This window comes from Kitasatospora azatica KCTC 9699, assembly GCF_000744785.1.
GTDB classification, from domain to species: domain Bacteria; phylum Actinomycetota; class Actinomycetes; order Streptomycetales; family Streptomycetaceae; genus Kitasatospora; species Kitasatospora azatica.
Window position 1 is genome coordinate 959,760 of the sequence record NZ_JQMO01000003.1, and the last position, 12,190, is coordinate 971,949.

The 12,190-nt window shown below is 74.6% G+C and carries 3 protein-coding genes; 1 reads left to right on the forward strand and 2 read right to left on the reverse strand.

All coding sequences use genetic code 11. The features are described from left to right. Nucleotides 1-19: 19 nt before the first annotated feature. Both BR98_RS15440 and BR98_RS15445 read right to left on the reverse strand, forming a co-directional pair. Nucleotides 20-9,253, reverse strand: coding sequence for a type I polyketide synthase (locus tag BR98_RS15440; protein ID WP_232247424.1), 9,234 nt, complete (start codon nt 9,251-9,253; stop codon nt 20-22). Nucleotides 9,254-9,611: 358 nt separating this feature from the next. Continuing rightward, entirely contained in the window at nt 9,612-10,229 is a 618-nt protein-coding gene (locus BR98_RS15445; protein ID WP_051969807.1) for a TetR/AcrR family transcriptional regulator, read from the reverse strand. Between the two features lie 349 nt (nt 10,230-10,578). Between BR98_RS15445 and BR98_RS15450 the strand changes: the two genes are divergently transcribed. After that, the gene (locus tag BR98_RS15450) at nt 10,579-12,177 is read left to right on the forward strand and encodes a hypothetical protein (protein ID WP_157537795.1); all 1,599 of its coding nucleotides are present in this window, start codon (nt 10,579-10,581) and stop codon (nt 12,175-12,177) included. The last annotated feature ends 13 nt before the right edge of the window (nt 12,178-12,190 follow it).

A 12,190-nucleotide genomic window follows, 5' to 3' on the forward strand; every position in this document is an offset into this window, starting at 1 on the left:
GGATCGGTCCTCCGTGGGGTCAGGAGCCGGAGAGCTCGCGGTCGATGAAGGCGAGGAGTTCCTCGGCGGTCGCGGCTTCGACGAGCGCCGTCACGTCCGCCTCGGTGTCTCCGGCGGCGCCTGCCGCGGCAGTCGAGGCGGGCGGGGCGGGCGGCGCCGTCGAGGCGGGCGGGGCGGGCGGCGCGAGTTCGGTGTCCAGTGCGGCGACGAGCTCGGGAAGGGTCGGCGCCTCGAAGAGCAGGGTGACCGGGAGCTTGAGGTCCGTCGCCGCGTTGAGGCGGTTGCGGAACTCGACCGAGGTGAGGGAGTCGACGCCGAGGTCGCCGAACGGCCGGTCGTCCGGGATCGCCTCGGGCCGCGAGCCCAGCACCGCGGCCATGTGGGTCCGGATCAGGTCGGCCAGGATCCCGGCGCGTTCATCGGCGGTCAGGCCGGTCAGCTCCTCCCGCAGCGGCCGGCGCCTGCGGTGTTCGGGGAGGTTCCCGGGCCGCCCCGCGCCGGCGGCTGCCACGACCTCGCGAAGGACCGGCGGGAGGTCCGTGCCGAGCTCGCGCAGGATCTCGCGGTCGAGCCGGGCGGCCGCCAGGACGGCGTGCGGTGACGGCAGTGCCGCCGCCAGCAGCGCCAGGCCGTACTCGGGAGCCATCGCCACCAGTCCGGCCCGGGCGAAGCGGGCGCGGTCGGCGTCGGTGCGGGCGCCGGTCATGCCGTCCGGGGTGTCCCACAGGCCCCAGGCCAGTGCCAGGGCGGGCAGGCCCTGCGCGCGGCGGCGCCGGGCGAGCGCGTCGAGGAACGCGTTGGCGGCGGTGTAGCCGCCCTGGCCCGCGCCGCCGAAGGTCCCCATGATCGAGGAGACCAGGACGAACGCGGTGAGCGGGTGGCTCGCGGTCAGCTCGTGCAGATGCCAGGCCCCGTCGGCCTTGACGCGCATCACCCGGTCGATCTGCTCGGCGGTGAGCGAGGTGATCGGCGCGTCGTCCACCACGCCCGCGGTGTGGATCACGGCGGTCAGCGGGTGCCGGTCGGGGACGGCTCCGATCATCGCGGCGACGGCGGCCCGGTCGGCGACGTCCACGGCCGCGAAGCTCACCTCGGCGCCGAGCCCGTTCAGCTCGGCGGCCAGCTCGGCCGCTCCGGGCGCGTCGGCGCCGCGGCGTCCGGCCAGCAGGAGCCGTCGGGCGCCGTGTTCGGTGACCAGGTGGCGGGCGACGGCCCGGCCGATGGCGCCGGTCCCGCCGGTGACCAGGACGGTTCCGTCCGGGTCGAGGACCGGCGGGACGGTGAGCACCACCTTGCCCACGTGGGCGCCTTGGCGCAGCAGCCCGAAGGCTTCGGGTGCGCGCCGAACGTCCATGTCGGTGACGGCGGGCCAGCCGAACGCGCCCTCGGCGAACAGCTCGACCGTGCGGTCCAGCAGGCGGGCGAGGTGCTCGGGGGGCAACTGGAGGAGGTTGAACGCCTGGTAGCGCGCACCGGGATGCGCGGCGGCCACCTCGGCGGGATCGCGCGGGTCGGTCCGGCCCAGCTCGACCAGGAGCCCGCCAGGACGCAGCAACCGCAGCGACTCGTCGACGAGTTCGCCGGTCAGCGAGTTCAGGACGACCGCCATCGGCCGGCCGGCCGCGCCGAAGCGCTCACCGAATCCGGGCTCGCGGGAGGAGGCGAGGTGGTCGTCGTCGACGCCGAGGGCCCGCAGCGCGGGCCACTTGGCAGGGCTCGCGGTCGCGTAGACCTCCGCGCCCAGGTGCCGGGCCAGCTGGACGGCGGCCATGCCGACGCCGCCCGCCCCGGCGTGGATCAGGACGGGGTCGCCCGCGCGCACGCCGCCCAGCTCGATCAGCGCGTGCAGGGCGGTCAGGTGGGCGACCGGCACGGCGGCGGCCTGGGTGAACGACCAGCCGTCGGGGATCCTGACCAGGGTGCGGTGGTCGGCGTGGGCCTGCGTGGCGAACGCGCCGGGGATCAGGCCCATCACCCGGTCGCCGGCGGCCAGGCCGGTGACTCCTGGCCCGGTCGCGGTGACCACGCCGGCGCCTTCCAGGCCGAGCGGGCCGGGGTCGCCGGGGTGCATGTCGAGCGCGCCCAGGAGGTCGTGGAAGTTGAGCCCGGCGGCGCGTACCGCGATCCGGACCTGGCCGGGGCCGGGTTCGGCGGCGGCCTCGGGGCAGGGCCGCACGTCCAGGGCAGTGAGCGTGCCGCGTTCGGGAATGTCGAGGCGCCAGGCGGCCGCGTCCTCGGGCAGCCGGAGCGCGGAGTCACCCGCCGCGGACACCAGCCGGGGCACCAGGACGGCACCGCCCCGGACCGCCGCCTGGTTCTCGTCCGGCACCAGTGCCGCCGCCACCGCCTCGACGGTGTCGGGGGCGAGGGCCGTGTCGGGCCCGAGGTCGACCAGGGCGAACCGGCCCGGGTGCTCGACCTGTGCCGTCCGCACCAGACCCCAGACCGCCGCCTGGGCGAGGTCCCGGACCGGCTCGCCGGGCCGCACGGCAACGGCCCCACGGGTGACCAGCACCAGGCGGGACCCGGCGAGCCGGTCCTCGGCGAGCCAGCGGCCGAGCAGTTCCCGCGTCCGCTGGACCGCCTGCCTGGCCGCCGTCGCCGGGTCGGTGCCGTCATCCGCGGCCGGGCACAGCACGACGGCGTGCCCCGGTGGCTCGGCCGATGCGAGCAGCGCCGCCAGGTCGCGGCCGTCCCACCGGACCGGCGGCTGCCCGGTCGGCGATCCGGCCGTCGGCTCGGGCAGCGGTTCCCAGCCCAGCGCGAACAGGGAGTCGCGCGCCACGACGGCGGGATCGGCCGGGCGGCCCGCTGCGACCGGGCACAGCTCCACCGACTCGACCAGTCCCGCCGGCTCTCCCGAGGCGTCGAACAGGGTCAGCGGGAGGCCCCCGTCCACGGCGGCCCCCGCGTGAACCCGCAGGAACGCGCGGCCACCGGCCCCGAACAGGGACACCCCGCGCCAGCGCAGCGGCTGCATCCGCTGCCCCTCGCCGCCCCGGGCATCGGCGATCATGCCGTGCAACGCGGCGTCGAGCAGGGCGGGGTGCAGGTGGTAGGCCTCGGCGTTCGCGGCCTCCGGCTCGGGCAGCACGGCCTCGGAGAACTGCTCGCCCGCGCGTCGCCAGGCGGCCCGCAGCCCGTCGAACACCGGCCCGTACTCGTACCCCTGCAGACCCAGGTCCTCGCCCATCCGGGCCAGCGGGACCGGCGTCGCGTCCGCCGGCGGCCAGGCCGTGGTGGCCGCGACCGAGGCCGGGGCCGGGGCCCGGTCGGGGCCGAGGGTGCCGGTGGCGTGCTCGATCCACTCCCCGCCGCTCGCCCGGCCCGATATCCGGCAGGTCCGCAGCCCGTTGCCGTCCGCGGCCCCCACCCGGACGCGCAGGTCGACGGCGCCGTCCTTCGGGAGTTCCATCGGCGTGGAGATCGTCAGTTCCTCGATCCTCGCCCAGCGTTCGGCCGGGAGTGCGCCCGTCGTCCCGGCCTTGGCGCCCGCGTGCAGTGCCATCTCCAGGAACGCGGTGGCCGGCAGGACGATCGTCCCCGAGAGGGCGTGGTCGGCCAGCCAGGGGTGGGCGCCGGTGGACAGCCGCCCGGTGAACACCGTCTCGCCGTCGCCGAGTTCGACGGCCGCGCCGAGCAGGGGGTGGTCGGCCGGGGCCTGGCCGAGGTCGGCCGTGCCGGCCGGCCCGGTGGTGCCCGTGAGCCAGTAGCGACGACCTTGGAACGGGTAGGTGGGCAGCTCCACCGGGCCGGCGGCCGTTCCGGTGAGCCGTTCCCACGCGACGGGCAGGCCCTGGACGTAGGCCTCGGCGGCGGAGCTGAGGAACCGGCGCAGGCCCCCGTCCTCGCGGCGCAGCGAGCCCGTCACGATCCCGTCGGCTCCGGCCTGCTCGAGGATCTCGCCGATGCTGCCGACCAGCACCGGGTGCGGGCCGACCTCGACGAAGGTGGTGTGGCCGGAGGCGATGAGCGCTTCGACCGCCTCCTGGAAGCGCACGGTGTGCCGCAGGTTCCGGTACCAGTAGGACGCGTCGAGCTCGCCGCCCTCCTGCCAGTCGGCGGTGACCGAGGACATCAGCGCGATCTCGCCGGTGCGCGGCGCCAGCGGCGCCAGCTCGGCCAGGATCCTCTCGCGGATCGGTTCGACCGCCGCGCTGTGCGAGGCGAAGGCCGCCGGGATCACCCGGGCGTTGACGCCCTCGGCCCGGAACCTGTCGACCAGCTCGGCGATCGCGTCCGGGGCTCCGGCCACGGCGGTGGTGGTCGGTCCGTTGATCGCGGCGATGCTCAGCGTGCCGAGTCGCTCCCGCACCCGCTCCGCGGGCAGCGGGATCACGGCCATCGCCCCCTTGCCCATCAGGTCGATGGCCACGCTGCTGCGCAGGGCGATGGCGCGGGCGCCGTCCTCGAGGGAGAGCGCCCCGGCCACGACGGCGGCGGCGATCTCGCCCTGGGAGTGGCCGACCACGGCGTCCGGGACGACCCCGGCCGAGCGCCACAGCTCGGCCAGCGACACCATCACGGCCCACAGCGCGGGCTGCACGACGTCGATCCGGTCGAGCAGCGGCGCGCCGGCCAGGACCTCGGCCAACGACCAGTCGACGTACGGCGCCAGCGCCCGCTCGCAGTCGGCCAGGCGGGCGGCGAAGACGGGGTTCTCGGCGGCGAGCGCCGCTGCCATGCCCTGCCACTGGCCGCCCTGTCCGGGGAAGACCAGGACGGTCCGGCCGGGCTCGCCGGCGCGGCCAGTGACGAGGCCCGGGGCCTCCTCGGCGCGGGCCAGTGCGTCCAGGGCCCGGTCGGCCTCCTGCCGGTCGCCGGCGATCACCACGGCGCGCTGGTCGAGGAAGGTCCTGGCGGTCAGGGCCGGCGCCGCCTCGACCGGGTCGAGCGGCGCGGCGGCCAGCTGCCGGGCCTGCTCCCGCAGCGCCTCCGGTGTCCGGGCCGACAGGACGACCGGCACCACGGGCGGCCGCACCGGCTCCTGCGCGGGTCCGGCCGCGGCCGGCGGCTGCGCCAGGATCACGTGCGCGTTGGTGCCGCTGATCCCGAACGAGGAGACGCCGCCGCGCCGGGGCTCGCCGGTGTCCGGCCAGGGACGGGCCTGGTCGAGCAGGGCCACCGACCCGGCCGCCCAGTCCACGTGCGGGGACGCCTCGTCGACGTGCAGTGTGGCGGGCAGGGTCGCGTTCCGGATGGCCTGGACCATCTTGATGACGCCGCCGACGCCCGCCGCCGCCTGCGCATGTCCGATGTTGGACTTGAGGGAGCCCAGCCACAGCGGCCGGTCCCGATCGGATCCATAGGCGGCCAGCAGGGCGTTGGCCTCGATCGGGTCGCCGAGGGCGGTGCCGGTCCCGTGTGCCTCCACCGCGTCGACCTGCTGCGGCGCGAGCCCGGCGTCGGCGAGCGCGTCCTCGATGACGCGCTGCTGGGCGATGCCGCTGGGTGCGGACAGCCCGTTGGAGGCGCCGTCGGAGTTGATGGCGCTGCCCGCGACGACCGCCAGCACCGGGTGGCCGTGACGGCGGGCGTCCGAGAGCCGTTCGACCACGAGCATGCCCGCGCCCTCGCCCCACCCGGCGCCGTCCGCCCGGGCCGAGAAGGCCTTGCTGCGGCCGTCGGCGGCCAGCACCCGCTGGCGGGAGAGCTCCACGAACATGCCGGGGGTCGACAGCACCGAGACCCCGCCGGCCAGGGCGAGCGAGCACTCGCCGGCCCGCACCGCCCGCACCGCCTGGTGCAGCGCGACCAGCGAGGCCGAGCAGGCGGTGTCCACGGTCAGCGCGGGCCCGTTCAGGCCGAGGACGTAGGCGATCCGCCCGGAGATCACGCTCGTGCTGGTCCCGGTCAGCAGGTGTCCCGCGACGCCCGGCCCGGCCGCCGCCATGCTCGGCCCGTAGTCGGAGTGCATCGCCCCGGCGAACACGCCGGTCCGGCTGCCCGCCAGCGCCGTCGGGTCGATCCCGGCGCGCTCCAGCGCCTCCCAGGCGACTTCCAGGAGCAGCCGCTGCTGCGGGTCCATGGCCAGGGCTTCGCGCGGGCTGATCCCGAAGAACTCCGCGTCGAAGTCCGTCACGTCCCGCACGAAGCCGCCCTGGCTGACGTAGGACGTCCCGATCCGCTCCGGATCCGGGTGGTGGAGCGTCGCCAAGTCCCAGCCGCGGTCGTCGGGGAAGTCGCCGATGGCGTCGGTTCCGGTGTCGACCAGCTGCCACAGGTCGTCGGGCGAGCGCACCCCGCCGGGGAACCGGCAGGCCATGCCGACGATGACCACCGGGTCCTGCTCGTCGGCCCGCTCGCGCACCAGGGCCGGGGAACCACCGGTGGACGCGCCCTCCGTCAGCCGGCCGATGGCGGCGGCCAGGGCGGCCGGGCTCGGGTGGTCGTACAGGACGGTGCTCTCCAGTCTCAGCCCCGTCGCGGCCGACAGCCGGTCGCGCAGTTCGAGCGTCATGGCCGAGTCCAGGCCCATCTCCCGGAACGTCCGGCCGGGCCGGACCTCGCCGGCCGACCCGGCCCCCAGCACGATCGCCGTGAGGCTCCGGACCAGCTCCAGCACCGATCGCCGGTCCACGGCCGGGGCCGGTGCCGGGGTCGCGTCTGGCGCCTGCTCGGTGCCGCCGGGCATTCCGGACGGCCAGTAGGAGCGGCGCTGGAACGGGTAGCCCGGCAGGTCGACCAGCGGCGCCGAACCGGGCAGCAGCGCGGCCCAGTCCACCGCTACGCCGCGCACGAAGGCCTCGGCCGCCGCAGTGAGGAACCGGCGACGGTCCCCGTGGCCGCGCCGGAGCGTGCTCAGCGCGGCGCCGTCGCCGCCGTGGGTGTCGATCGCCTGCCGGATGCCCATCGCCAGCACCGGATGCGGGCTGACCTCCAGGAACGTCGAGTGGCCCGCGTCCAGCAGTTTCTCGACGGCCGGTCCGAACCGCACCGGCTCGCGCAGGTTGCGGAACCAGTACCCGGGGTCGAGCTCGGCGGTGTCGATCGGTTCCGCGGTGACGGTGGACCAGAACGAAACGTCGGTGGAGTGCGGGGCGATCCCGGCGAAGGCGGTGAGCAGTTCCTCCCGCAGCTCCTCGACAGCCGCGCTGTGCGAGGCGTAGTCGATCGGCACCCGCCGGGTCCGCACCTGCGGCCCGTAGTGGGCGGCCAGCGCGTCGAGCGCGGCCGCCGGCCCCGCGACCACCGTCTGCGCGGGGCCGTTGACCGCGGCGATCGACAGCGAAGCGTCCACCACGGCGAGGTCCCGCCGCAGCTGTTCGGCCGGCAGTTCCACCGACAGCAGCCCGCCACTGCCAGCGATCCGATTCAGCACCCGGCTGCGCAGGGCCACGATCCGGGCGCCGTCCTGGAGCGACAGGGCGCCCATGGCGGTGGCGGCGGCGATCTCGCCCTGCGAGTGGGCCACCACGGCGGCGGGCTCCACCCCGGCCGAGCGCCACAGCGCGGCCAGCGACACCATCACCGCCCACAACGCGGGCTGGATCACCTCGTCGCCCGCCAGCGGCGGCGCACCGGGGACACCGCGCAGGACATCGAGCAGCGACCAGTCCACGTACGGGCCCAGCGCGTCGGCGCAGTCGCCGATCCGATCGGCGAAGACGGTGGAGGTCTCGATCAACTCCGCTGCCATGCCCGCCCATTGCGAGCCCTGGCCGGGGAAGACGAAGACCGGCCGGACCGGCGGCCCCTCGTGACGGCCCTCCACCACGGCCGCCGACGGCTGGCCGGCCGACCGTGCCTCCAGTTCGGCGAGGAAGCCGTCCCGGTGGTCCGCGAGGACGACGGCGCGGTGTTCGAAGGTGGTGCGGGTGGCGGCCAGCGACCGGCCGACCGAGGCCACCCCGAGTTCGGGGCGCGCCTCCAGCTGAGCGCGCAGCCGTTCGGCCTGGTCGCGCAGCGCGGGTTCGTCCCGCGCTGACAGGACCCAGGGCAACACCCCGGCATCGCCTTCGCCGACGGGACGATCCGCGCCCTGCCAGTCCGTCAGGACGATGTGGCAGTTGGTGCCGCCGATCCCGAACGAGCTGACTCCCGCGACCAGCGGCCCCTCGGGCGCCGGCCAGGACCGGGTCTCGGTGTTCACCCGCAGGTGCAGCTCGTCGAGCGGGATCCGGTCACCGGGGTCGGAGTAGTTCAAGCTGGGCACGAGTTCGCGTTCGCCGACGCACAGGACGGCCTTGATGAACCCGGCGATCCCGGCCGCGCCCTCCAGATGACCGATGTTCGTCTTCACCGATCCGACCAGCAGCGGGGCGTCCAACGGGTGGGCCGATCCCAAGGTCGCACCGAGCGCGGCGGCCTCGATCGGGTCGCCGGCCCGCGTCCCCGACCCGTGCAGCTCGACGTACTGGACCTCGCCCGGCTCGACGCCCGCGTCGGCGCAGGCGGCCAGGAGCACCCGCTCCTGCGACGCACGGCCCGGCGTCGGCAGCGTCTCGGTCGCACCGTCGTTGTTCAGCGCACTGCCGCGGATGACGGCATGGATCCGGTCGCCGTCCCGGACGGCGGCTTCCAGGAGCTTGAGGACGACCACCCCGCCGCCCTCGCCCCGGACGTAGCCGTTCGCGCGGGCGTCGAAGGTGAAACATCGCCCGTCCGCCGACAGCGTCCCGGCCCGTTCCAGGGCCAGCGTGCTGTCCGGCGCGAGGATCAGGTTCACACCACCGGCCAACGCCAGGTCGGACTCGCCGTCCCGCAGGCTCGCACAGGCCAGGTGCACGGCGGCCAGCGAGGAGGACTGCCCGGTGTCCACCACCAGGCTCGGACCGTTCAGGCCCAGCGTGTAGGAGATCCGGTTGGCGGTCACACCGCGCTGCAACCCGGTCAGCGTGTGTCCGGTCACGGCGTCGGGGCCCAGGCCGTGCAGCAGCGTCGCGTAGTCGTCGGCGATCACCCCCAGGAACACGCCGGTCCGGCTGCCCGCGAGGTCGCCGGGCAGGGTCCTGGCGTTCTCCAGGGCCTCCCAGGCCAGTTCGAGGGCCAGCCGCTGCTGCGGGTCCATGGCCACGGCCTCACGGTGCGAGATGCCGAAGAACTCGGGATCGAATCCGTCCACCCGATCGAGGAACCCGCCGCGCGCCGGCCCCCGGCCGTCTCGCCGGTCGGTGATCGCGTCGCCGCCGCCGCGCAGCAGCCGCCAGAACGCGTCCGGCCCGTCCGCCTGCGGAAACCGGCAGCCGATCCCGACGACCGCGACCGCGCGCGAAGGGAGATCACGCGCGCCATGACCAGCAATGTCCATCATCGATGCACCCCGTAGTGAACCCAGACAACCAGATGGCAAATGACCAGAACGGGCGTGACAGGTCGCCAAGTCGGCCCCGCAGCCGCAGGATTCTCCCCCTCCGCCAGATCCGGACCATGGGCATGGCCCTGTCGACCCCCCACCCGCAGGCATCCTGCCCCGCGCCGCTACCGGACCCGGGCGCCCCTGGAGTAGGCCGTGTACCTACGGGGAACCGCCCTGACACATCGTCATCTACCGCCCGAGAGGTTTCGGCCTCCGGGACGGCACAGGTAAGCGCTTACTCGCTATGTCAGAAGCCGACCTGACCCAGCATCGGATCCGGCCGAGGGGCGCGAGACCTAGACCTGAGGCTGCGTCAGTCGTGCTGCTGGGAAGGCAGGTTGTCCAGGGTTTCCTCGAAGCCGCGGATCAGGATGCTGAGGCCGGTTTCGAAGGCCAGGTCACTGAGGCGGAGCGAGCCGGGGAGGGTGGGGTCCGGGCTCGACGCCAGGCCCTCGCTCTGCACCGCGCGCGGCAGGCCGAAGTCGAGGGCCGCGCCGGCGAGGAAGTACTCGAGGCACTGCACGATCGGCGCCAGGCGGTCCTCCGGCCAGCCCGCCTCGCGCAGCACCGCGAAGGTGTCGGTGTAGCCCTGGAGTGCGGCGATGGACTGCGCCGGCCGCATCACCAGCAGCGGAACCATGTTCGGGTGAGCGGCGAAGGTGGCGCGGTAGGCGCGCGCCCAGCTGTCGAGAGCCGCGGTCCAGGGGCGGATGGTCGGATCGAGATCCATCTCGGCGACGATGAGTTCGCTGACCCCGTCCACGATCTCGGCGCGGCTGGAGACGTAGTTGTAGAGGGACGGACCCTTGACGCCGAGGCGGGCTGCGAGCCGGGTGGTCGACAGGGCCTCGGCGCCTTCCTCGTCGACCAGTGCGAGAGCGGCCTGCATGATCCCGTCCCGGGTCAGCATCGGCCGCGACGGTCTGCCCATCTGGCCCTCCTCTCGCTGTCCGGATTCGTCCACCCCGTGTTGGGCGGCGAACGCCGACTAGTGTACGTTCACGCCAGGCAAAACTACTGGCTCTAGTTTTAGCGGGCGCCAGGTGGATCCTGCCTGGCGGCACCTGGTGCCGGCGGGCATGGCCTCGGAGAACGACGATTCTTCGCAGGCTCGGCCGACGGCGGACTTCGGCCACCACCCACGCATCCCCCTTGACCTGCCAGCAGCCACCGAGGCTCCCCCGAGGTGGAACTTGCCGACGTCACATCTGGCATGAGCGTGACACTTCATCGCTCTGCCGGCTGCCCCTGTCCGCCTTTCGCCGAAGGTGACCCTCCGCATGTCCACAATGCGCACCCTCGGGCTGCCCGTGCTCGCCGCATCCGTTGTGCTCTCGCTCAGCGCCTGCGATCCGACCGCGCCGGCCGCCCAGTCCGCCAACCCTTCCAGCGCCGCCGCCCTGGCCGCGCCCAACACGACCGACGGGAACCCGTCGGACACGTCGAGCGCCTCGGCGAGCCAGCGGGTGACCCTGGTGACCCCGGCCTCCGACCAGACGCCGGCCGGCCCGAGCAGCGGCGGCCCCACCGCCACCACTCCGACCCCGGCTCCGGTGTCCGCGCCGAACCAGGCGTCTACCGGCGCGGTTCCGTCCGGAACACCCACCGCAGCCGCCACCCCCGACCTCAAGCTGGACTCCTACGACCAGGCGAGCGGCAAGGCCGTCCTCACCGTCGCCGACAACCCAGGAGCGCCCAGTTCGGGCACGCCCGGCCCGGGAACGCCCAGCCCGGCCCGGACGGCAGCAGCCAGCCCCGACCCGGCCACCTCGGCAGCGGCCACCCCCAGCCCGGCCGGCTCGGCGGCGGCCGCCGCTGCCGTCCGGCCCGGCCAGCTGATCGACAGCCCGCCGTCGGCCGCCGCGCCGCACGGAGCCCTGCTCGCCATCACCGACGTCAAGCCGGCCGCCAATGGCAAGGTGGTGGCCAGCACCCGCCCGGCCACCATCTCCGAACTGCTCGGCCGGACCTGGGCCGACATCAAGAGCGCGCTCGACCCGCACAAGATCCAGGTCACCCCGAAGCTCAAGGACCTCAAGGCCTCCTACGTCCCGAAGCCCGACGGCGGCAGCGGCTCCGCCTCGGCCGCCCTCGAGCTGGACGCGAACGACAGCATCCCGCTGCCCGGCGGGGCCACGGCCACCCTCAGCGGCTCGCTGGAACTCGACCCCAGCGTGACCTTCTCCTACCACGGCACCACCGGCATCCTCGGCGCCGACCAGGCCAAGGTCGGCTTCGACCTCGGCGCGCACGCCAACTGGCACCTCACCGCGAGCCTTTCCGGCTCCACCGGCCAGGTGAAGATCCCGATCGCCACCCTCACCGCCACCCCGACGGTGATGGTCGGTTCGGTGCCCGTCGTGATCACCCTCAACCTGACCGTCTACGCCGAGGTCAGTGCCGACGGCACCGTCACCGTCGACACCACGCAGCAGCTCGACGGCGCCTGGGCGATCCACGCCGACTACACCAAGGCGGCCGGCTGGACCTCGGCGACCGAACCGGTCACCACCAAGGTCTCCCCGGTCAAGGCCAGGTTCACCGGCTCCGCCAACGTGCGCAGCGGCCTGGTCGCGGACGGGTCCGTCGCGCTCTACGACAGCCTGGGCGTGAAGGCGACCGTCGAGCCGTACCTGCGGGCGGCGGTGAACGGCGAGGTCAGCATCGACAGCAGCGGCGCCGCTCCCACCGTCACCGGCACGGCCGGCCTCTACGGCGGCCTCGACGTGACGGGAGCCGTCATGGCGCGCATCGCCGTCCTCGGCACTCCGCTGCTCGAGAAGGACCTGCCGTTCAAGCAGTACCACAACGAATGGCCCATCATCACCCGATCGGTGGCCAAGCAGACGCCGAACAGCACTGCCTCGCCCACTGGCTGACGATCCATCAGGG